This window comes from Kaistia granuli DSM 23481, from assembly GCF_000380505.1.
Taxonomy (GTDB): domain Bacteria; phylum Pseudomonadota; class Alphaproteobacteria; order Rhizobiales; family Kaistiaceae; genus Kaistia; species Kaistia granuli.
The window spans coordinates 119,854-140,777 of sequence record NZ_AQYH01000019.1 but is presented as its reverse complement, the minus strand read 5'-3'; the positions used below and the strand labels follow the sequence as shown (position 1 = coordinate 140,777).

At 61.2% G+C, this 20,924-nt stretch carries 18 protein-coding genes and 1 tRNA gene; 9 read left to right on the top strand and 10 right to left on the bottom strand.

The features are described 5' to 3' along the window. Together G342_RS25835 and G342_RS0121180 are read right to left on the bottom strand one after the other, a co-directional pair. Positions 1-666, bottom strand: coding sequence for a vWA domain-containing protein (locus G342_RS25835; protein ID WP_083931316.1), 666 nt, complete (start codon positions 664-666; stop codon positions 1-3). A gap of 374 nt (positions 667-1,040) precedes the next feature. After that, positions 1,041-1,325: a hypothetical protein gene (locus G342_RS0121180; RefSeq protein WP_018185179.1), complete on the bottom strand. Its 285-nt coding sequence runs from the start codon at positions 1,323-1,325 to the stop codon at positions 1,041-1,043. 590 nt (positions 1,326-1,915) lie between these two features. On the opposite strand from G342_RS0121180, the gene G342_RS25830 reads away from it, so the two are divergent. Beyond that, the gene (locus G342_RS25830; RefSeq protein ID WP_026304666.1) at positions 1,916-3,448 is read left to right on the top strand and encodes an AlbA family DNA-binding domain-containing protein; all 1,533 of its coding nucleotides are present in this window, start codon (positions 1,916-1,918) and stop codon (positions 3,446-3,448) included. 429 nt (positions 3,449-3,877) lie between these two features. Here G342_RS25830 and G342_RS0121170 read toward each other — a convergent pair whose 3' ends face one another. Further along, positions 3,878-4,855, bottom strand: coding sequence for a hypothetical protein (locus tag G342_RS0121170; RefSeq protein ID WP_018185177.1), 978 nt, complete (start codon positions 4,853-4,855; stop codon positions 3,878-3,880). Positions 4,856-5,041: 186 nt separating this feature from the next. Between G342_RS0121170 and G342_RS0121165 the strand changes: the two genes are divergently transcribed. Continuing rightward, entirely contained in the window at positions 5,042-5,587 is a 546-nt protein-coding gene (locus tag G342_RS0121165; protein WP_018185176.1) for a recombinase family protein, read from the top strand. 1,627 nt (positions 5,588-7,214) lie between these two features. After that, positions 7,215-7,589 carry a hypothetical protein gene (locus G342_RS0121155; RefSeq protein ID WP_018185174.1) on the top strand — a complete coding sequence of 125 codons (375 nt, stop codon included), beginning with the start codon at positions 7,215-7,217 and terminating at the stop codon, positions 7,587-7,589. 519 nt (positions 7,590-8,108) lie between these two features. On the opposite strand, the gene G342_RS24895 is transcribed toward G342_RS0121155, so the two are convergent. Together G342_RS24895 and G342_RS0121145 are read right to left on the bottom strand one after the other, a co-directional pair. After that, positions 8,109-9,638, bottom strand: a complete 1,530-nt coding sequence (locus G342_RS24895) for a tyrosine-type recombinase/integrase (RefSeq protein ID WP_018185173.1) — start codon at positions 9,636-9,638, stop codon at positions 8,109-8,111. Positions 9,639-9,890: 252 nt separating this feature from the next. Then, positions 9,891-9,964, bottom strand: a tRNA-Gln gene (locus G342_RS0121145). 750 nt (positions 9,965-10,714) lie between these two features. Between G342_RS0121145 and G342_RS25825 the strand changes: the two genes are divergently transcribed. From G342_RS25825 to G342_RS0121120, 5 genes are all read left to right on the top strand, one after another. Beyond that, the gene (locus G342_RS25825; protein WP_018185172.1) at positions 10,715-11,278 is read left to right on the top strand and encodes a hypothetical protein; all 564 of its coding nucleotides are present in this window, start codon (positions 10,715-10,717) and stop codon (positions 11,276-11,278) included. A gap of 665 nt (positions 11,279-11,943) precedes the next feature. Continuing rightward, positions 11,944-13,047, top strand: coding sequence for an ABC transporter substrate-binding protein (locus tag G342_RS0121135; protein WP_018185171.1), 1,104 nt, complete (start codon positions 11,944-11,946; stop codon positions 13,045-13,047). A 197-nt stretch (positions 13,048-13,244) separates the two neighbouring features. Next, on the top strand, positions 13,245-14,129 hold the full coding sequence (locus G342_RS0121130) for an ABC transporter permease (protein WP_018185170.1): 885 nt from the start codon (positions 13,245-13,247) through the stop codon (positions 14,127-14,129). Then, the gene (locus G342_RS0121125; RefSeq protein ID WP_018185169.1) at positions 14,126-14,911 is read left to right on the top strand and encodes an ABC transporter permease; all 786 of its coding nucleotides are present in this window, start codon (positions 14,126-14,128) and stop codon (positions 14,909-14,911) included. Before G342_RS0121130 ends, G342_RS0121125 begins: the two co-directional genes overlap by 4 nt. Positions 14,912-14,927: 16 nt before the next feature. After that, the gene (locus tag G342_RS0121120) at positions 14,928-15,998 is read left to right on the top strand and encodes an ABC transporter ATP-binding protein (RefSeq protein ID WP_018185168.1); all 1,071 of its coding nucleotides are present in this window, start codon (positions 14,928-14,930) and stop codon (positions 15,996-15,998) included. Between the two features lie 9 nt (positions 15,999-16,007). Here the strand turns inward: G342_RS0121120 and G342_RS0121115 are convergent, their stop codons facing one another. Further along, a complete protein-coding gene (locus G342_RS0121115; RefSeq protein WP_018185167.1) occupies positions 16,008-16,997 on the bottom strand; it encodes an aldo/keto reductase in 990 nt (329 codons plus the stop codon). A 153-nt stretch (positions 16,998-17,150) separates the two neighbouring features. Here G342_RS0121115 and G342_RS0121110 point away from each other — a divergent pair, with 153 nt between their 5' ends. After that, positions 17,151-18,044 (top strand): LysR family transcriptional regulator, encoded by an 894-nt coding sequence (locus tag G342_RS0121110; RefSeq protein WP_083931313.1) that lies wholly within the window; start codon positions 17,151-17,153, stop codon positions 18,042-18,044. 15 nt (positions 18,045-18,059) lie between these two features. Here G342_RS0121110 and G342_RS0121105 read toward each other — a convergent pair whose 3' ends face one another. The 4 genes from G342_RS0121105 to G342_RS0121090 all read right to left on the bottom strand — a co-directional run bounded on the left by G342_RS0121105 (position 18,060) and on the right by G342_RS0121090 (position 20,910). Further along, complete coding sequence (locus G342_RS0121105) at positions 18,060-18,473, bottom strand: GFA family protein (protein ID WP_018185165.1); 414 nt, start codon at positions 18,471-18,473, stop codon at positions 18,060-18,062. A 45-nt stretch (positions 18,474-18,518) separates the two neighbouring features. Beyond that, a complete protein-coding gene (locus G342_RS0121100) occupies positions 18,519-18,983 on the bottom strand; it encodes an SRPBCC family protein (protein ID WP_018185164.1) in 465 nt (154 codons plus the stop codon). A 2-nt stretch (positions 18,984-18,985) separates the two neighbouring features. Next, a complete protein-coding gene (locus G342_RS0121095; protein ID WP_018185163.1) occupies positions 18,986-19,300 on the bottom strand; it encodes an ArsR/SmtB family transcription factor in 315 nt (104 codons plus the stop codon). 173 nt (positions 19,301-19,473) lie between these two features. Then, positions 19,474-20,910: an aldehyde dehydrogenase family protein gene (locus tag G342_RS0121090; RefSeq protein WP_018185162.1), complete on the bottom strand. Its 1,437-nt coding sequence runs from the start codon at positions 20,908-20,910 to the stop codon at positions 19,474-19,476. Between the last annotated feature and the right edge of the window lie 14 nt (positions 20,911-20,924).

Below are 20,924 nucleotides of genomic sequence, written 5' to 3'. Positions count from 1 at the left end.
CTATACCTCTGCCCACCCCGCAGGAGAACTAAGCGGGACCGCTTGACCTACCTGAGATCGGGAAACTCCGCTTAGCGAACTCGACAGCCAAGCAAACAGCTCTCGAAATTTCAGGCCGTCCAATTTTAGCGGAGTGCGTGTTGAGATCTGAGCCAAGACGTCCATACTTGCGCCTTGAACACCTACGGCGAAGAACGAAAAAGCCTTTGCATTCTCGCCCTCTTTCACAAGTTGGGCAGCGCGGCTCCAGTTGTCGGTGGGAGCACCATCGGTGATGAGGAAAATCCAAGGCCGATAGTAAGAAATTCCGTTCGCGCGATACTCGTCCTTGCGTCGGCGCAGCATTTCCAGTCCCTGCTCAATCGCAGCACCCATCGGGGTGTCCCCACTAGTTGCAAGCGGAGCAGGATGGAACATATCGGGTGTCTGAAATTCGGCGAGCACATTGACGGGGCCAAAGGTAACGACCGCCACCTCTACCCTTTTCATTGCTAGGCTGTCCGTGGCCAGTTCATCTTTAAACCCAAGAAGCCCCCTATTGAGTTCGCTAATTGGAGCACCCTGCATCGAATAAGAGGTATCGAGAAGCAACAGGCAGGGGCAGCGCGGTTCCGGATTGTCCGCAAATTCCGATGCACCGAACGGTATCTGATCGAATTCAGTCACTTCAGTTCCCCCCGAGCCACGACGGCCGCCAGCGCGACTATCGCGGGCGCCGGGACGATGTTCAAGCTACGAATGCAACCAGTTCACGCCTACATTCGAGAATTAATCGCTAGAGATGCTGGGGATTGTCGATCCAACGCCAAGCCGAGGGCAGCTTCCTCTCACACTGCCGATGATCTGGCCGGTTGTCGCCCTTCTACATGGGCCGTGACATCAAGAAGCTTGTGAAGGAGGGTATCAGCAATTTTGCGGAGCCCCGTATGTCTCCGCAGACCTCTAGGAGACTCACTGACAGTAATCCCCCTATCCAGGCTCGGTGCTCTAGCCGGGCCCCGCCAGAACCCGCTCAGTGACTCTACCGCAAGGCTGGGTGCCTAGCAGAACATCCGCTGCTTAGTCACCAGACCCTGGTCATCGGATTGGACAATGAGCCCGCACTTGTTGTCCTCCCCGAGATTCGTCAGGACCACGGTCATGCCGGTCAGCTTCTTCCTGTTGTCACGCTGCATGACGACCCAGCTGATTGGCCTTCCGGTGGTCAGGAACTCGTCAATGAGGAGACCCGGCTTTACCGGGATGTCCTTGTAATTGGCCTTCTCCTCAGCCAACGCGGGGGAGAACAGGATCGTGGACAGGATGATGGCGGACAGTATGCGCATGCGGACTGGATCCCGTTTCAAAAAATAGTGTCGCATTTACAGGCATATATCTCTGGGCGCGCGCGTTCCAGCGCCCCCGTAGTCCGGCCCCCGAAGGGCCCCAGCTTCCGCTCACACACAGGCTCCGCTCTATCGACCGGGCGACCAGCCTTGGTTTGTCGCCACTGAGGTGTGCATCACTCTCAGTCTGGTCAATGTGACGCTGCTGGACGAGAAGGGTGTTGCCGCCTTGCGGCATCCTCGTCAGAATGTCCCGCTCGCTCATCCCGTATGGCCAAGCCGCCGCCACCATGTGGGAGACTCACTGAGAGGCGGTTAGTTATGGCCACATCTGAAGCCAAGCCCCCTCAGGAACCCGCTCAGCGAGTCTACCGCAAGGCGACGCGGGCTACTTGGGGATAAAGACCTGGAGATCCCGCCCGGCCGATCTGAATACCAGGAGGCAAAACAGTCATTGCGTGCCACCAGCGCGAAGAAAGGCGACTGAGCCAAGCCGAGTCCTCCGCGCTGCTCAAATGAATAGTGCAAGCCGACAGTAGGCGCTTATGATCTAAATGTCGGTAGCGTTAAGCGGCGGGGGACGCCTGAATATGACCAAGAGATCAATAACCGATGACGAGATTGCTCTTATAAAAGGAATGATCCGCATTGGGATGAAGAACAAGGATATTCAGTTTTACTTCAATCGGCCGAATCGTGCAGTGAACAGCGGCAGAATCTCTGGAATTGGCAACGGATCCTACAGCAACTCAAACGAAATTTTGGCAGCAAGTGACGAGAAAATCGCCGATTTCATACGCGCCTACGTGTCAGAAATCGGCACATCGGTCCAAACTTTACCCGAGGATACAAAAGCTGCCGGATCGCGGACGGGCGACGACGTGACAGAGCTTTTTGTCTCCGATGAGAGCGGCCTGTGGCGCCTCAAGCAGGGTGAGACCGACCAGCATGAATGCAAGAGTGGTTTTGGTTTTAAGCACGCAGACAAATGGCTAAGGGCAATTGCCGCGCTTGCCAACAACCGTGGTGGTTACGTTCTTTTTGGCGTTCATGACAAGGGCACCAAGGGACCAGAAGGGCAGGATCTCGGCTACGTTGCCACGGGCCTCGGAAATTCTGATTTTCAAGATGCAGACCCGGCCGATTTTTCAACTCGGCTCAAATCATTTTTTGATCCAACTCCGCGCATTAGGACCTCAGTAAAAACTATCGGATCTGCGACTATAGGGGTGATCCATGTTGAGCAACATCCAAGCCGCCCAATCATAGCGACCAAGAACGAAGGCAGCATACGCGAAGGGGACATATTCTACCGCTACCCAGGTCAATCGAGCAGAATAACATACAGCGACCTTCGCGCGATTCTCGACGATCGCGATCTGCGCGCCCGAGAACAAATATTGCCAATGGTTGAAAGGCTGCTCACGCTTGGGCCGTCTCGGGCCATGGTTGCCGATCTCGAAGCAGGATCCCTAACTGACGGACGAGGCGTGATTCAGATAGACAAGTCGCTGCTGGAAAAGATTAACTTTATCAAGGAAGGCGAATTTAGCGAGACGAACGGCACACCTACCTTGCGACTTGTGGGTGATGTCCAATCGACGACACCCGTCGCCAGTCCTCCGATCAAAGGCGTCATAACGCGCTCTGACCTGATTGCAGATTTCCTAAATCAAACCAATGTCCAGCAACCGAGTGAATATCTGCGTTTCGCACTTGAGGCGACTAGCGGAGAGTGGTTGCCAATCAGGTACTTCGCCAAGCTGGCAGGAATGTCGACTGAGGAGCTTCTAGCGCTTGTTGACAACACAAATGCGGCTCCCGGTCGAAAGGCAACTTATCGCCGCCGCATCGCGGATCCCAACGCGGCCTACGAAAACCATGGGGGAACTCCAGCGGAGATGCTCCAAGCGTTGGAGCGTGGCGAGACCCTAGCAATAGAAAACTATCGGGATGCCAGCTTTGTTGGGCGAGCGCTCCAAGGTTTGCAGATGGACACAACTTTAGGGATCCCCACGCTTCTGGACCTGCTCATGCAGTCATGGCGGCTCGCTCGCGGATCTGGTGAAAGTGTCGTCAGAAGGGCTGTCTGTCGAGCTGACGAAGTTTTCTTCGGGCTCTGACATTGCGACGCGGAGCCGTAAGGCCCACATGCAGATTCAGACTTGATGGTGCGTTGCAGCCTTGCGGTCACTCCTCTGGTGGCCATTTGTGCTCGGCTGGATCAACTACGCCAAGCGAACCTAGACGCCCGCCCCTGCTGTCACCGCAAGGCGGAAAGCAGGATCCTCAATGCTTGGCATCCATACGGAGGCCGCCCGATCCTGCGCACTAACGATGGCGACGGATGGACGAGGCGAACATCCGAGGCTCTCACGAGTGGCGCCGTCGCGCCATTTTAGGACCGTGTTGCATATCAAAAATCGGCTAACGATTTACGGACATATATTGATGTGGGACGAAATCAGCAGCGCCCCCGTGCCCCCGCCAGAAGCCCTCCCCCCGAAAGCGACGAGAGAATTCCAAGCCAAGTCGCGCCCTTGGCGAGTGGGTCAGTCTTTGAAGTCAGCCGTCAACTCTTCAAACGTTTTTGCCGTGCTCAGAGCGTCCTGATCGGTCAGCTGGCTGAAGTGGGCTCCAGAGGGAGGACCTTCCTCCGGGTCTGTATTGGTGACAATCGACGCTCGCATTGGCTTGTCACCCTCTGACCTCACGCGAACTACGCACGAAGACGCACCCTCAGCTCCGAAACCGTTGAAGGTATATTCCACGGTTTTCTTGTCGACCCTACGACTAGGAGCCGTCCGAGCCCGATCACAAGCATCTGTAGTGCTGAAGCCGCCGTTACGGACGATACACGCGTTGCAAGCTTCGGGCGGAGCCCACCGCGCCTTTGGAACGCCAAAGAGCTGAATGTCCAGCTCCGCAGACTTCAACACCGTATCGACTAAGTAGACCTCATCGGGGCCCTTCTTCAGCAATTCGAGGATCACTCGGTTAGGGATATGTCCCTCACCTAGGCCGTAGGCATTTTGGCCCAAAGTCATCATTCTCGCGACAGCATCCAGCCCAACGGCATATGCAGCCTTAATGTGCTCCGACGTGTAGGATGTCACTGGCGGCAAGACATAGGGCGCATGAAAGCCTAGTTGGGCTGTGATGTGCATTCTCCGCAACGACAATTGGATTCCTTCTTCACTCTCGCTTCCGGCCATGAAGATGATCGCGCAGGATGAGAAACAGTGGGATTTTCGGTCTATGACTGTGTAGATTCCTCGTCCGACGAGGTACTCGGCAATATTGAGGCCCGCTTGGTAGCTGCCTCCATCGCTCTCCAGACATAGAGAGTCGCCATACTTAATCTCGGTCGCTTGGAGTTCTTCCAGGTCACCTTTTGCGATTTCTCCCTTCAGGAGATACTTGCAAGCCGGGCGATCGACCTGGGTGACTTGCGCCGCGCCAGCATGTGACGCTGCCGACATCAGTGCAGCAATCACCCCCATGAGCAGTCCAAGGCGCTTCAGCGTCATACTTCACCCCCCCCCACCGGTTTTCTCTGCATACCAAGCCGGTGACAAACTGGCGATGCTAACGTTTGGGTACACTCCAGCGTTACACGTGGATGTGACGTTAGGATCGTCACATTAGGATTGATTTAGCATCAATGTTACGCCATAGCGGCAGGGTGGATCCTAATGTGACATCCGGAGAACCTCATGGCCCGCTATGGCTACGCTCGCGTCTCGACCCATGATCAGGATCTTGAGACCCAGAAGACTCGGCTCAGCGCGGCCCGATGCGATCTGGTGCGCTCCGAGAAAGTCAGCGGAAAGAGCCGCGAAGGGCGCGACGAGTTGGCGATCCTGATCGATTTCATCCGCCCCGGTGACGAGCTTGTGGTCGTCAAGCTCGACAGGCTCGGACGATCCACGCGGGACGTCCTCAACCTCGTACATGAGTTGGACGCCAAGGGAGCGGCCCTTCGTGTCCTGGAGCCCGAGTTCACGACCGGCACTGACACCGGACGCATTCTGGTGACGGTACTTGGCATGGTCGCGGAGATGGAGCGCACCTTCATTGCCGACCGCCAGCGGGCGGGCATTGAGAAGGCCAAGAAAGCTGGCGTTTACAAGGGGCGGGAGGCGAAGATGCCAGTAGGCACCATCAGAGCGCGCCACGATGCGGGAGAGAGCCCCACCAAGATCGCAGCCGACCTCAAGATATCCCGGATGAGCGTCTATCGCGCCCTCAAGAGCGCCTAGTCGCCGCTTGGCAATCAACAGGCATTGGCTACTGGATCCGATATTCGCGACCCGCGCGAGTCCGGCTAGTCGATGACGCGCTTGTATGATCAGGATCGATCACCTGATCTACTCCACGATCTCGGGAGCCGTGAGGGCACCCGACCTCAGGCGGCTTCCCGCCGAGGGGAAAGACGATGACCGAGAGCTATTACAAAGGCACGTAGAGTCGGGCTTAGCCGATTGAGTGTAGGCGCTTGGTCTGGAGCCTCGATTGCTGCCTTGCGGTATCCGCAGGGACGGCCTTTCTGCGCCTTCGATGTACTAACTCAGCCAAATTACGCTAACGCCAGCCCTGGGGCCGACCGACTCGCAAGCCAAACCCCATTTATTTCTTCCATCTGGGGGGATGATAAGAGTTGGAGGACGTACGTAATGTAACCACTATGTGTACGTTATGACCGACGCAGAGTCCGACGCAAGGCAACACGATACGAGTAGGAACGTACGAGTGAGATTTATCCCTTCCATACGGGAGAAGTTCCCCCCCTACGGTTTGAGATGATACATTAAGGACGAACATTAGGTAGACGCCATGTGGCCTTCATGTGCACGAGACGTTGAGCGTGATGGTCTACGACAAGTGTTCTAGATTGATACTCTGTATAAAGAGGAATAGAGGGATTGATCCTATCAATCCCGAGATTTCTCAACACATATCGATCTAGAACAACAGCTACCCCTTATCCACTCCATCTGTAGGGTCGTCCTCCAGGTTTCAGGATCGATGATCCATGGGGGGCGCTGACACTTCCGTGACGACGGACGTCTTCGGACCAGCACTCCCCAGAGGCGCTTGCGATCCACGCCCGATAGCGTTCAGCAGCGCGGCAGCATCATTGCAGCGCTCCCGTTAGCCTCGCACATACATCCTCTCGATATCCGATCGTCGGTCAGGTGCCGTATTGCTTCACCAAGGCTACCGATCGCTGACGATACGCCGAGGGTGCGAGCGGTCACCACCTTTGCGGTCCGCTACAGGGGCCGAGCCCCTCGTTCGATTCGTGGTCATCCATTCGGCGGATTGGACGGCCGATTGTTGTTCGCTCTCGCGCCCTGGTTCCCAGCGGTTGCGTACCCACGGACCCCGCTCTACCGAACCCTTTCAAATCGAGAGAGGCGACATCGATGCGAGCCCCTGTCCGGTTTTTGTCGAACAACGACATGCATCGCTTCCCACGCCCCTTCATGTTTGCAGAGAAAGAATATGCCCTACAATCCAAACCCCAGACTTACCGAACGCATATCCGTGCGTCTTGCTGACGAAGAACTCCAGATGCTCGATGCGGTGTGCCGCGCCATTCTTCCGTATGGGCGAGCCACGATTTCGACGGCACTGCGCTATCTAATCCGAGACTGGACGCATCGAGACCATTCTTGATCGTTCACATATCCGAGATCCTCGCGGCTCTGGTGGCCGTCTACCCGGCGCTGCCCAGATCGACCGTTGTCCATGCTCTTCACTGCTCACTTCTAACCTTGCGGACTCGTCGCTGGGAGCCGTTCGTACGCGGCTTGAGCAAATCCTCCATGTCAAAGCAGACGCCCGTCCCTGCCTGGACCGCAAGCCGGGAACGGAGGGCCTCCCTTGCTGGCAATCCTGACTGAAGCCAACCCGATCCAGCGCACGATCGATGGCGATAGAAATCATATCGTCATCGTAACGCTGTTGCGTGGGGAGAAGGCGCTCCTTTTGGAGGAGGACTTCAACCGCATTATAGCGCAAGGCTACAGCCCACTATGGCGTATGGCGCGTGCGCGTGACGGCTCCAGCTACGTCGCCATTTATGGCAGATCCGGTAGGGCGGCGAAGTTCCGCCCGGCAATCGCCGATCTTGTGGTCGAACGGAAGCGATCCCAGCCCTTGCCCATTCACCTCGACAACAATCCACTGAACCTCCGGCGAGACAATCTTCTCATCCCGCAAAGGCAGAGCGGCGGTCAGAATCCACGCCCCGCCTGATCATTCGAAAGCTCCTACCCCATCCGGCCCGCCCCACCCAGGCGGGCTTTTTTTCATGTCTGGAACTATGACACCGCAATCCATCGAACTTATCCTCATCCCATCCGCCCGCCGCAGAGCCTCTGACCGGGTAGCGTCCGAGGCCCGTATGGGCGACCGACTCATCTGCACATCAGACCAGCCGTTATTCGACGGCGCGCGCGTCCTTCTCGCAGAAGGCTTTGTGCCTGACACTGCGCTAACGACCCGGTGGGCAGGTTCTCCGCATGTGGCTATGCAATCGACCATCGGAGAGGCCGCCAAGTGGACCGTATGGGAAACTGACGATGGCCCCGTGTTCGCGCGATATCGCCCTATCGATAGAGAGCGAGTCGAGAGCAAGCGAAAATCGCCAGTTCGCAACTTATCGTAACGTCAAGACAGAGGGCTGGTCCCTCTGTTTTTTTTCGAGCGCACCTATGCGACCGACTCGGCTGTGATTGCAACGTACAGTCTCTAAACGTCGCGTGGCGGCCATCCTCAAGGGTTAAGATGGGGAAGCGACGACAACTCAGGCCAATCGACAAGACATATGGCCTCTTGCAAGCGCCTCAATGGAAGATCCTTGAGATAGACTTTTCGACTTGTCCCCCCACCCTCATGTCCAGTGAGCATTTCGACCACCGCCTCCGGCACATCGGCAGCGAACAGTTTGTTTGTCACGCCATGTCGGAAAGAGTGGTAGTCGAGGCGCTTCTCGTAAAGCCCAACGTCCCGGCGATATCGAGTCCACCACTTGCTGAAATAGTATCCATACTTCCGGTCTGGACCACCAGGTTTCAACTGCGGAAAGATCCGATCGGTCGGCGCCTTTGTGGTTTGCTCGACGTAGTCGAGGAAGCCCATCGTAACGAGATTCGGGTGAAGCGGTACACGACGAGCGGACTGGGCATTCTTGATCTGCTTGTCATCTTCGTCGTTGATGTCAAGGTACCAGATGCCGCCATCATTTCGGAGATCTCCCCGGAGTAGTTGGGCGAACTCCTCGAGCCGGTTGCCGTGATAGAGACCGAGCAGAGGCAGCCAGTATTTTTCGTCTTTGATTATGAGAGTGCCTGGCGACGATCGGCGCGACTCAGATTCACAGCCCGACCAAACCGGTGATGAGAAAAGGTCGCGCAATCTCTCGCCCTGCCAGAACTCCCGCCCTGCGTTCGCCCTGAAGCGCTTCCCTCTCGGGAAATCGAACCCGTACGCCGGATTCTCTCCGAGATACTCGCCACGCTTCCTTAGGTGCTCAAATAGGCCGCCCAGCGCTGCAAAATGACGCTTAATAGTCGTCATGGAGAGACGATCGATATTCTCGTCCTTAGTACGTGCTGCTATCTCCGCGAGCGGAAGCTTGTTCCATTCGGGCTTTTTGGAATAGAGCGCCGGGAGTCCTCGAAGCACGTCGTAGAATGATGCGATGTCCCGACGTGAGTACTCCGAAGCGGACCTGTCGCCGCAGTGGCTGATGAACATGCGATACGTGGCGCGGCTTTGGGCTAACGTTTGCCCAGTCCAAGTTTCGGTCGAACGCATCAACTCGGCGAAGTTCGACGCTAGTTCCGAGAGCTTCAGCCGCGTATCGGAAAAATCAGAGGGAGGCTCTGAACGTACCGACTCGACGATCGGCCCGTCCACAAGCGGTGCCTGATGCCAATCGATATCGATTGGGCCATTCTTGAGCCATTCAAGCTCTTGCTCCATCACCGAGATGTACATCGCTACCCAAGCCATTCGATACTCAAGATAGGAACTCTCGGGAACGCCATACTCGTCCATCGATTTTCTGACGAGCGAATCGGGTGCTACCCACTGCCTCTTGGCAAGAGCTGTCTTGAGCGTCGCGATCCAAGTCTCGTGCCCATCAATATCGGCCTGATTGGCCTCATCGGGATCGCCCGCGTAGTTGGTCGCGAAAACCGGCCGTCCATATTCCGTTGCAAGAATTCGATCGCGCGACTCCTGCAACCGGCGGGTCCGCTCCTGCTTTAGAGCGGCGACGATTCTATCGGATTCCATCATTGGATCATCATTGAGAAGACGTTCGAAGAGAGCGGTTAGGCGTTCGGCAACATACTCGGCGAGCCTGAAATCCCTGATCCCGAGTGAGATAGCAACCTCCCCTCTACGGGGGTCAGGGAAACGACGACGGAAATAGTAGATGCCACGCTTCCGGGTGATGTGGGAGCATTGTGGGAGCGTCATAGGAAAAACCCCGGCAAGAGACAATGCCGAGGCAGGAAACGCTATGATTTTCAACTACTTGGAGATGAGTGGCTGGGGAACCTGGATTCGAACCAAGACTAACGGAGTCAGAGTCCGTCGTTCTACCGTTAAACTATTCCCCAACTAAGCCGTTGCACCATCTCGATAAATCTTCCGGATCTTGCAATCCGGCGAGAGGTTTTTCGCAACTGGCCGCGCCGTGGGTGTGGAGATAGGCTGTTTCGGCATAAGGGTCAAGCGCCTCTTTCGTCAATTCACAGCCGGGCCAAATATCACGCGAAAACGACAATCGCGCCACCGAGAGAAAGCGGCACTCGGCGGAACGCAACGAGACGTTCGCGCCATTCGAATCGCATTTGCGTAGCGAACGCAACGATGTCGCCCCGTTACGGCGAGCGATGACAGCCCGGCCCGCGGTACGCCAGCACCGCCATCCGATCAACATGTCGTGAGACCCGGCCTCGAAGCGGCGGCAACCGACGCTGCCGGACAAGGCATGTCAGCGCGCTGTTGTCCCGCCCTTCCCCAGCCGTCCTTCGAACTTCTTTCGTAGGTCTTTCCCGCAATTATTTCAAAATTCATTCTAATTTTTCCCCGACAGTTAGGCTCCCTTAGATTTTGAAAGCCATAGCAACCAAAGCAGCATTCGTTAAATCCTGACAACCGGGCCCATTGCGAACAACAAGCAACTACAGAATATTAAATCGATCTTGGGGTTTAGGGGTTAAGGTGAAAATCAAATGGACCTCAAACGTATTGTCTTCGCGACTGCGATCGGATTCATCGGTTCGAACTACATTGCCGATCGTGAGTTTATTTCAACATCGATCGCCCAACAAAGATTAACTTGCAACAACCCGATTGTCTTCGAGATGCTGAAGACGTCCTCCTGCGCCTCGGCGTTGTCGAGCGGCACCGGAGGGGCCGGCTTCCTGGCCCGCAGCAACCGAGCCGCCCCCCCGCGGAGCGGCGGCGGCACGCCCGGCGGCCAGAGTGGTGGCGGCGATGGTGGCTCCAATGGCACCGGCGGTGAGGGCGGCGGCGGCACCGGCAACGAAGGCGGCGGTGGCACCGGCGGTGAGGGCGGCGGCGGCACCGGCGGCGAGGGCGGCGGTGGCACCGGCGGCGAAGGTGGCACCAGCGGCGAGGGTGGCACCGGCGGCGAAGGCGGCACCGGCGGCGAGGGCGGCACCGGCGGCGAAGGTGGCTCCGGCGGCGAAGGCGGCACCGGCGGCGAAGGTGGCTCCGGCGGCGAAGGCGGCTCCGGCGGCGAAGGCGGCACCGGCGGCGAAGGTGGCTCCGGCGGCGAAGGCGGCGCCGGCGGCGAAGGCGGCACCGGCGGCGAAGGTGGCTCCGGCGGCGAAGGCGGCACCGGCGGCGAAGGCGGCGGTGGCACCGAGTCGGGCGGCGAAGGCGGTACCCGCGGCGGCGGCTGACACGGCCGCGAGGAGCGCCCGATGGATGGACTACGATTTGGGGAGCGGGAGCCAAGGCGATAAGGGCAGTGAGAAGTCCCGGCCTTGCGCCCGGTGAACGAGAACGGCGGCCTGTCAACAGGTCGCCGTTCTTGTTCAGGCAACAGTTGTTCTGGCGGAGCCTGCATTGCAACCGTCGCCGAGGCCGTCATGAACCACTGGACGCGAAGTCCTGCCATCGCGAAGCCCCACCGCGGCGCCGGCTCGCGCTGGCGGCGGCTCAGGAGTTCAAGGGGCAATGGATGCCGCGCGGTTGCCGTGACCGAGCCAAGCCGGCGAAGAGGCCGGCGCCCGATCGCAATCAGATCCCTTCCCTTCTAGCCGACTGCCCGTCTCGCCAGCGCCGTTCACGAGGTGGCTTACCGATCGGCGATCGCTGCGATAAGCTTGCCGCTCGCCGGCCGCGCCTCGCTTGCAGCCGGCGAACAGAGGGACGGAACCACGATCGCCCGGACCCTGGCCGGAACAACTGTGGATGGAGCCATCCACTGGGCCGCGCCTCGATCCCGGGCGACATCGAAGCTTCAAACTTGCGTGCTAGCTTTCAGAATAGACGGCTTATCATCTGGCCGGCCACGGGGCCGAGCCGGGGCAAGTGGGCGATGATTCGCCGAGGGAGAAGAAGCATGAAGACGAATTGGATGCGGATGTCGGTTTCCGCACTCGCCATCTGCGCGACGACGGGCGTTGCCTTCGGCCAGAACCTCGACGAGCTGATCGCGGCGGCGAAGAAGGAAGGCCAGCTGACGACGATCGCGCTGCCGCATGACTGGTGCGGCTATGGCGCCGTCATCGAGGGCTTCAAGAAGAAGTACGGCATCGCCGTCAACGAACTCAACCCGGACGCCAGCTCCGGCGACGAGATCGAGGCGATCAAGGCGAACAAGGGCAACACCGGCCCGCAGGCTCCCGACGTGATCGACGTCGGCCTGCCCTTCGGCCCGTCGGCCAAGGCCGATGGCCTGCTGCAGCCCTACAAGGTCTCGACCTGGGACACGATTCCGGACGCTGCCAAGGACGCCGAGGGCTATTGGTACGGCGACTATTACGGCGTGATGTCCTTCCTGGTGAACACCGACATCATCAAGACGGTGCCGCAGGACTGGAAGGACCTTCTTTCCGACGAGTATGCCAACTCGGTCGCACTCGCCGGCGATCCGCGCGTCGCGGCGCAGGCGATCCAGGGCGTCTTCGCCGCCGGCCTGTCGGGCTCGGAAGGCGACATCGCCAAGGCGGGTGACGAGGGGCTGAAGTTCTTCGCCGAGTTGAACAAGAAGGGCAATTTCGTCCCGGTCATCGGCAAGGCCGCGTCGCTGGCGCAGGGCTCGACGCCGATCGTGATCGCCTGGGACTACAATTCGCTCGCCTGGCGCGACGTGCTGAAGGGCAACCCGGCCGCCGAGGTCGTCGTGCCGAAGACCGGCATCGTCGCCGGCGTCTACGTCCAGGGCATCAGCGCCTTCGCGCCGCATCCGAACGCCGCCAAGCTCTGGATGGAGTATCTCTATTCCGACGAGGGCCAGCTCGCCTGGCTCGCCGGCTACTGCCACCCGATCCGCTTCGACGATCTCGCCAAGAACGGCAAGATCCCGGCCGACTTGCTCGCCAAGCTGCCGCCGGCCGAAGGCTATGCCAAGGCCGTGTTCCCCACGGTCGAGCAGCAGAACGCCGCCAAGGAAGTCATCGCCAAGCAGTGGGATTCCGTCGTCGGCGCCGACATTCCGAAATAAGGTGCAGCCGGGCCTGCCCGGAAACCTTCGGCGGCAAACCAGTCGCCGCGCGAACAAGGGAGCCCGGCCCGCGCCGGGCTTTCCCGCATCGGGGCGAGCGATGGCCTCGCCGTCCCGCATTATTTTGACCCCTGCCCTTGCCTGATGCGGGTCAGGTCAGCATCCTGCATTCCCGTAGCGACGACAGATAGGCTGCCATGGCAGAAACCGCCGCCGAGCTCGCCCGTACGAGACCGCGCCCCGTCTCGCTGACATGGCTCGGCGTCGTGCCGTTCATGCTGTTCGCGCTGATGTTCCTGATCGTTCCGGCGACGCTTCTGATGATCGGCGCCTTCCAGGATCCGCAGGGCAATTTCACCCTGCAGAACATCGCCAATCTGAACCAGCCAACGATCATCCGCGCCTACCAGACCAGCATCGCGATCAGCGCCGCCTCGGCCTTCGGCGGCGCGCTGCTCGGCTTCGGGCTCGCCTATGCGGTGGCGCTCGGCCATGTGCCGCGCTGGATCCGGCCGACGATGATGACCTTTTCCGGCGTCGCGTCCAATTTCGCCGGCGTACCGCTTGCCTTCGCCTTCATGGCGACGCTCGGCCGCACCGGCCTCGTCACGGCGCTGCTGACCAGCATCTTCGGCATCAACATCTACCGCTACGGCTTCAACCTGCTGAGCTTCGGCGGCCTGACGCTGACCTATCTCTATTTCCAGATCCCGCTGATGATCCTGATCATGACGCCGGCGATCGACGGGCTGAAGCGAGAATGGCGCGAGGCCTCGTCCATTCTCGGCGCCTCGACCTGGCAATACTGGCGAATGATCGCCTTTCCGATCCTGTGGCCGAGCCTGCTCGGCTCGTTCCTGCTCCTGTTCGCCAATGCCTTTGGCGCCATCGCCACCGCCTATGCGCTGACCGGCTCGTCGCTCAACATCATCACCATCCTCCTATTCGCGCAGATCCGCGGCGACGTGCTGCACGATCCCAACCTCGGTTACGCGCTGGCGCTCGGCATGATCCTGATCACCGGTCTTTCGAACGGCGCCTATATCTGGCTCCGCTCGCGCAGCGAAAGGTGGATGCGATGAAGCGTCCCGTCATCGGCCCGTGGATCGCGATCATCATCGGCGTGATCTATTTCCTGGTGCCGCTCATCGCCACCTTCGAGTTCTCGCTTCGCATGAAGCGCGGCGTCTATTCCTTCGAAGCATACCGCGTCGTCTTCGGCGATCCGAATTTCCAGGCGAGCTTCACCTATTCAGCCGTGATCGCGATCGCCGCCATCCTGTTCGGCATCCTGATCGTGGTGCCGACGGCCTATATCGTGCAGCTGAAGCTGCCGCGCCTGCGGCCGCTGGTCGAGTTCATCACGCTGCTGCCTCTGGTCATCCCGGCCATCGTCCTCGTGTTCGGCTATCTCAGGATGTACAATTCCTCGTCCTGGATCCCGCTGACGAACTCCGTGCGCGGCACGGATTTCCTGCTCACCTGCGCCTATGTCACGCTCGCCCTCCCCTACATGTATCGCGCCGTCGATACGGGCCTGCGGGCGATCGATATCCGCACGCTGACGGAAGCGGCCCAGAGCCTCGGCAGTTCCTGGCCGCGCATCCTGTTCCAGGTGATCCTGCCGAATGTGCGCGTCGCCGTGCTCTCCGGCGCCTTCCTGACGTTCGCCATCGTCATCGGCGAATTCACCATGGCGAGCCTGTTGAACCGGCCGGCTTTCGGACCCTACCTGCAGCTGGTCGGCGCCAACCGGGCCTACGAGCCGGCGGCGCTCGCCATCATCGCCTTCATCATCACCTGGGCCTGCATGGGCCTGATCCAGCTTTTCGGCGGTGGTCGCCAGAACGCTACCCGTCGCTGAATTGGGGCCCGGACGCATGACCTTCCTGACGCTCGAGAGCATCACCAAGACCTTCGGCAACCAGACGACGATCCACGGCATCGACCTCGCCGTCGAGCGCGGCGAGTTCGTCTCGTTCCTGGGGCCGTCGGGCTGCGGCAAGACGACGACGCTCCGCATGATCGCCGGCTTCGAGACGCCGACCAGCGGCACGATCAAGATCGACGAGAAGGATGTCACCGACCTGCGCCCGAACCAGCGCAATATCGGCATGGTGTTTCAGGCCTACGCTCTGTTCCCCAACATGACGGTCGCCGACAACATCGCCTTCGGCCTCAAGGTTGCGAAGAAGTCGTCTTCCGAGATCGCGGCCAGGGTCAAGGAGATGCTGGCGCTGATCAAGCTGCCGGATGTCGGCAGCCGCTATCCCTACCAGCTCTCCGGCGGCCAGCAGCAGCGCGTGGCGCTCGCCCGCGCGCTCGCCATCCAGCCGAAGATCCTGCTGCTCGACGAGCCGCTCTCCGCCCTCGACGCCAAGATCCGCATATCGCTGCGCGAGGAAATCCGCGCCGTGCAGCGGGCGCTCGGCATCACGACAATCTATGTGACGCACGACCAGGAGGAAGCGCTCTCCATGTCGGACCGGATCTGCGTCATGAATGACGGCCGGATCGAGCAATTGGGCACGCCGTTCGAGATCTACAACTATCCGAAGACCCGCTTCGTCGCCTCCTTCGTCGGCACGCTCAACATCCTCGCCGGCAAGGTGCTCGATTCGACCGCCGGCCGGATCGCCATCGACGACCAGGAAGTCGTCGCCTCGACCGGTCTCAACGGCGCCAGTGCCGGCGACACGCTCGCGGTGGCGCTGCGGCCGGAGGCGCTGTCGATCGGGCATGCGAATGGCGGCAGCAACAATCTGACCGGAACCATCGACGAGGTGCACTTCCTCGGCTCGGTCGTCCGCATCCGGGTCCGCTTCGGCGACAATGTCGTCTCGCTCGATACCTTCAACCGGCCGCACAGCGCCCCGCCCGAGCGCGGCCAGCCGGTGACGGTCAATTTTACCCGCGAGGACATTCTCGTGCTCGACCGGCCGGCGATCTGAGCCGGGTGCTCAGGCGACAGCTTCCTGCTCGCGGCCGATGACGCGCTCGATCTCGGCCATCACGTCGGCGGCGAGCGGCCCCTTCTCCAGCGCGCCGGCATTCTCGGTGATCTGCCGAGGCGTGCGGACGCCCGGGATCGGCAGCGTCCGGTCAGAACGGCCCCAGAGCCAGGCGATCGCGCCTTGCGTCAGCGTGCGACCGTCCGTCTGGAGCAGGTCGCGGATGCGCTCCAGCCGCGCGGCATAGGCGGGCGCCGCCTGCCCGTCCTTGAAATAGGTCATCCAGTCGAGCGCCGCGACGCGGACGTCGTTGACGGCAAGCGTCGCGCCGCCGGCAAACTTGCCGGTCAAGAGGCCCATGGCGAGCGGCGAGCGGTTGATCGAGAGAAGGCCCGCCGGCTCCACCGCCGCGATCATAGCATCGGCAGGCTCGAAGACATTCATCGCGTGCTGGATCGCGACAAAGCCGTCCAGCCCGGCGAAATGGCGGGCGCCGTCCGGATTGTCCGTGCTCCAGCCGAACGCATCAATCTTGCCGGCCTGTCGCAGCGCCGCCAGTTTCTCGAAGATCGGCGCGGCGCGCGCGATCGGAAGATCGTTCAGGTGGAGCTGCAGCAGGTCGATCCGCTCCCGGCGCAACCGCCGCAGCGAGGTTTCGACAATCGCCTCGATCGCATCGGGCGACGATTCCTCCCCCAGCGCCTGCTTGGTGACGGCATCGACGACATGGCCGAACTTGGTCGCAATCACGACATCGTCGCGGCCGGCAAGCGCCTCGCCGAGGATCTCCTCGGAGTGACCGCCGCCATAATTGCTGGCGGTGTCGAAGAAGCGGATGCCGAGGTCAAGCGCCGCATGGATCGCCGCGACCGATTCCCGGTCGTCGACGTCGCCCCAGCCAAGCGGAACGGTGCCGGCATAGAACGGGCCGCCGATCGCCCAGCCGCCGAAGCCGAGTGCTGCGACCTTCCGGCCGTTCCAGAGCGTGCGTGTGAGCATGACGAACTCCTTGTGAGGAAAGGCTGCCTATTACAAAATCGCAACGACGCGCGACCTTTCCTGCTGGCGTGGCCGCAGGACCGTCGGGGGTGTCGCGAGCATCGCGCCTATTCCTAGCCTTTGACCGCCAAGCCCGAAACGAACGAAGCCGCAATGAGCATTTCAAAAATGAACGAGTTCGACTGGCAGGATCTGAAACTGTTCCTCGCCGTGGCGCGGGCCGGCGGCCTCGGCCCGGCGGCGCGGGCGAGCGGCAGCAGCGCGCCGACGCTGGGACGGCGCATGACCGCGCTCGAGCGCGCGCTCGGCGTGCGGCTGTTCACGCGGGGACGGCAGGGCTACGAACTGACGGAGGACGGGCGCACGCTGCTCGCCCACGCCCAGGACGTGGAAGCGGCGGCGGCGGGCGTCGAACGCTGGCGGGCCGGCACGGCGACCCGGCCGGTGGTTCGCATTTCCGCCGGCCACTGGATGACGGCCTTTCTCGCTCGCAACATCGAAGCGGTGTGGACGGTGGCGGATGCCTGGACGCTCGAATTCACCACCGCCAATGCCCGGCTCGACATCGGCCGGCGCGCCGCCGACATCGGTATCCGCAACCGGCGGCCGGAAGAGGCATGGCTGGCGGGACGGCGCGTCGGCGTCGTCGCCTTCGCGAGCTATGCCCGCCGGACGATGACCGAGGATTGCGCCACCCTGCCCTGGATCGGCATCGGCGGCGAGGCCGCGATCACGCCCTCCGCCCAGTGGCTGGCCGCCGAACATGGCGAGGCGATCGCCATCCGGGCGAGCGACCCGCGCACGCTGCTCGACCTGGTGCGCGCCGGCGCCGGCCGGGCCGTCCTGCCCTGCCTGATCGGCGATGTCGAGCCGGATCTCGAACGCGCCGGCGAACCGATCGCGGCGCTCGCCTCCGAACAATGGCTCGTCACCCATCACGAGGACCGCCACCAGGCCGCGATCCACACCGCGGCCGAGCGCGTCGCCCGCCTGATCGGCCGGCACCAGCCGCTCTTCTCCGGCAAGACGCCGCTCATCCGCGGCTAGCCGAGGTTGCCTGCTCTACCCGGGCATCCGCTCGAAGCGCGGCAAAGCGGCATCGATCGTGTCCCAGGCGAGGCCGCGGACGCCATAGGTGACGAATTGGGGCTTGAACCGGCCGGGTTCGTCCAGGCTGGCCGCGTGGACCGCGATCAACTCCGGCATGGCAACGAAGGTCAGATAGACCGGCGTGCCGCAGTTCGGACAGAAGGCATGGACCTTCATGTTGCCGCTCTCGCCGGCGACCTGCCACTCCTTCGCCTCGCCGGTGATGGTCATCTCGGACCTCAGGGCGAAGGTCAAATAGGAGCTATGGCCGGTGCCGCTCCGCTTCTGGCATTCGCGGCACTGGCAGTGGAGCTCGACGATGGGCTCGCTCGTCGTCTCGTAGCGGATCGCGCCGCACGCGCATCCACCCCGGTAGGGCTCGGTCATGCTCGTTCTCCTGGAGTCAGGTTTCCGGATCGGTACCGTTCGGGATCAGGCCGCTTTCGGCTTGGCGAAGACGTCGATGGCGCGGCCGGTTTCCAGGAAGGATTTCAGGCTGGAGAGGACGATCGGCCATCCCTGCTGGATGCCCTTCGCCATGCCGCTGCCGGCCTCGAGCTCCTCATGGCTGACGGTCAGCCGAACCATGTCGTCATAGGGATCGATCGCGAACGTCACCCGGCTGTGGCTTGCCGGATTGTCCATCTCAGACGGGTCAGCCCAGGAGATCACGAGGCGGGTCGGCGGCGAGCTCTCGAGAACCTTGCCGACCAGATCGACCCGCCGCTCGTCATTGGTGCGGACATGCTGCCAGTTCGAGCCCACCTTCCAGTCGGAGACATTCTCGTGGCCCCAGTAGCGCCGGGCGACTTCCGGTTTCGTGATCGCCTCGAACACCTTCTGGGGCGTCGAGACGATGTAGGTCACATAAACAAAACTCGTCTTGTCCTTGGCCATGACTACTCTCCTTCCAGTTCTCGCTTCAGATCATGCAGCAGGCTGAGCCGCTGCTTTTCGAACTTTCGCACCCACCGCTCGTAGACCTCGTGCAAGGGCACGGGGTTGATGAAGTGCAGCTTTTCCCTGCCGCGCCGGACCGTGCTCACCAGATTGGCCGCTTCCAGGATCCCGAGATGCTGGGTGGCGGATTGCCGGGCCATGTCGAGATGCTCGCAGAGCTGGCCGAGCGTCTGCCCGTTCTGCTCGCAGAGAAGGTCGAGCAGCCTTCTGCGGGTGGGGTCGGCCAGCGCCTTGAAGACATCGTCCGCGTGCATCGATCTCCCTCGCTTCGGAGACAGAGATATGCAGGTAAATACCTGCATGTCAAATCACGGTTGAGCGTGCCCACCTCCCGGCTAATCACATCGCGAGCCTGCCCTGTTGCCGTGGCCCGAAACGAAAACGGGCGCCCGAAGGCGCCCGTTCTGAACTCGATGACGACAGCCGATTACGGCTGCGTGTAGGCCGTCTTGACGGTCGTGAAGAACTCGACCGCGTACTTGCCCTGCTCGCGCGGGCCGTAGCTCGAACCCTTCCGGCCGCCGAACGGCACGTGATAGTCGACGCCTGCCGTCGGCAGGTTGACCATGACCATGCCGGCTTCCGAATGGCGCTTGAAGTGGGTCGCGCTCTTCAGGCTGGTCGTCACGATGCCGGCGGCGAGGCCGAACGGCGTGTCGTTGGCGACCGCGAGCGCTTCCTCGTAGTCCTTGACCTTGATCACGCTGGCGACCGGGCCGAAGACCTCTTCCTTGTTGATGCGCATGTCGGGCGTCGTGTTGGTGAACAGCGCCGGCTGCAGGAAGAAGCCCGGATTCTCGCGCTCGATGCGCTCGCCGCCGTAGGCGAGCGTGCCGCCTTCGTCCTTGGCGATCTGGATGTAGCGCAGATCCTGGTCGAGCTGGCTCTGGTCGACCACCGGGCCGACATGGGTACCCTGCTTGACCGCGTCGTCGACGACGATGTCCTTCATGCGGGCAGCGAGCGCCTCGACATACTGGTCGTGGATCTTCTCGGTGACGATCAGGCGCGACGAAGCCGTGCAACGCTGGCCGGTCGAGAAGAAGGCGCTGTTCGCGGTCGACTCGACGGCGACCTTCAGATCGGCGTCATCGAGCACGATGGTCGGGTTCTTGCCGCCCATCTCGAGCTGGAACTTGCGCATGACGGCGATCGAGGCCTCGGCGACCTTCTTGCCGGTGCCGACCGAACCGGTGAACGAGACGGCATTGACCTTCGGCGATTCGAGGATCGCCTGGCCGACGACCGAACCGCGGCCCATGACCAGGTTGACGACGCCCTTGGGCAGGCCGTTGCGGACGAGAATGTCGACGATCGTCCAGGCGCAGCCCGGGACGAGATCGGCCGGCTTCAGGACGACGGTGTTGCCATAGGCGATGGCCGGGGCGATCTTCCAGGCCGGAATGGCGATCGGGAAATTCCACGGCGTGATCAGGCCGACGACGCCGACCGGCTCGCGGGTGATCGCGACGTCGATGCCCGGACGCACGCTCGGCAGGATCTCGCCGGCCAGACGCAGGGTTTCACCGGCGAAGAAATGGAAGATCTGCGCGGCGCGCGTCGTCTCGCCAATGCCCTCGGGAAGGGTCTTGCCCTCTTCGCGCGACAGCAGGCGGCCGATTTCTTCCTTGCGCGCCAGGATCTCGTCGCCCGTCGCCTTCAGGATGTCGTGGCGCTGCTGGATGCCCGAGAGAGACCAGGTCTTGAACGCATCGGCGGCGGCGTCGATCGCAGCCTTGGCGTCTTCCGCCGTCGCCTGTGCGAATTCACCGACCACTTCGTTCGTATTGGACGGGTTGATGTTGGGACGCGCGGTGCCGCCGACCCATTCGCCACCAATGTAGTTCTTGTGCAGTGTGCTCATCAGTTGATCCTTGA

What these genes read in the sequence shown, in the direction of transcription:
- G342_RS0121180 (WP_018185179.1), bottom strand. Translation starts at nt 1,325, where the DNA reads ATGCGCATACTGTCCGCCATCATCCTGTCCACGATCCTGTTCTCCCCC.
- G342_RS25830 (WP_026304666.1), top strand. Translation starts at nt 1,916, where the DNA reads ATGACCAAGAGATCAATAACCGATGACGAGATTGCTCTTATAAAAGGA.
- G342_RS0121170 (WP_018185177.1), bottom strand. Translation starts at nt 4,855, where the DNA reads ATGACGCTGAAGCGCCTTGGACTGCTCATGGGGGTGATTGCTGCACTG.
- G342_RS0121165 (WP_018185176.1), top strand. Translation starts at nt 5,042, where the DNA reads ATGGCCCGCTATGGCTACGCTCGCGTCTCGACCCATGATCAGGATCTT.
- G342_RS24895 (WP_018185173.1), bottom strand. Translation starts at nt 9,638, where the DNA reads ATGATGGAATCCGATAGAATCGTCGCCGCTCTAAAGCAGGAGCGGACC.
- G342_RS25825 (WP_018185172.1), top strand. Translation starts at nt 10,715, where the DNA reads ATGCTGAAGACGTCCTCCTGCGCCTCGGCGTTGTCGAGCGGCACCGGA.
- G342_RS0121135 (WP_018185171.1), top strand. Translation starts at nt 11,944, where the DNA reads ATGAAGACGAATTGGATGCGGATGTCGGTTTCCGCACTCGCCATCTGC.
- G342_RS0121130 (WP_018185170.1), top strand. Translation starts at nt 13,245, where the DNA reads ATGGCAGAAACCGCCGCCGAGCTCGCCCGTACGAGACCGCGCCCCGTC.
- G342_RS0121125 (WP_018185169.1), top strand. Translation starts at nt 14,126, where the DNA reads ATGAAGCGTCCCGTCATCGGCCCGTGGATCGCGATCATCATCGGCGTG.
- G342_RS0121120 (WP_018185168.1), top strand. Translation starts at nt 14,928, where the DNA reads ATGACCTTCCTGACGCTCGAGAGCATCACCAAGACCTTCGGCAACCAG.
- G342_RS0121115 (WP_018185167.1), bottom strand. Translation starts at nt 16,997, where the DNA reads ATGCTCACACGCACGCTCTGGAACGGCCGGAAGGTCGCAGCACTCGGC.
- G342_RS0121110 (WP_083931313.1), top strand. Translation starts at nt 17,151, where the DNA reads ATGAGCATTTCAAAAATGAACGAGTTCGACTGGCAGGATCTGAAACTG.
- G342_RS0121105 (WP_018185165.1), bottom strand. Translation starts at nt 18,473, where the DNA reads ATGACCGAGCCCTACCGGGGTGGATGCGCGTGCGGCGCGATCCGCTAC.
- G342_RS0121100 (WP_018185164.1), bottom strand. Translation starts at nt 18,983, where the DNA reads ATGGCCAAGGACAAGACGAGTTTTGTTTATGTGACCTACATCGTCTCG.
- G342_RS0121095 (WP_018185163.1), bottom strand. Translation starts at nt 19,300, where the DNA reads ATGCACGCGGACGATGTCTTCAAGGCGCTGGCCGACCCCACCCGCAGA.
- G342_RS0121090 (WP_018185162.1), bottom strand. Translation starts at nt 20,910, where the DNA reads ATGAGCACACTGCACAAGAACTACATTGGTGGCGAATGGGTCGGCGGC.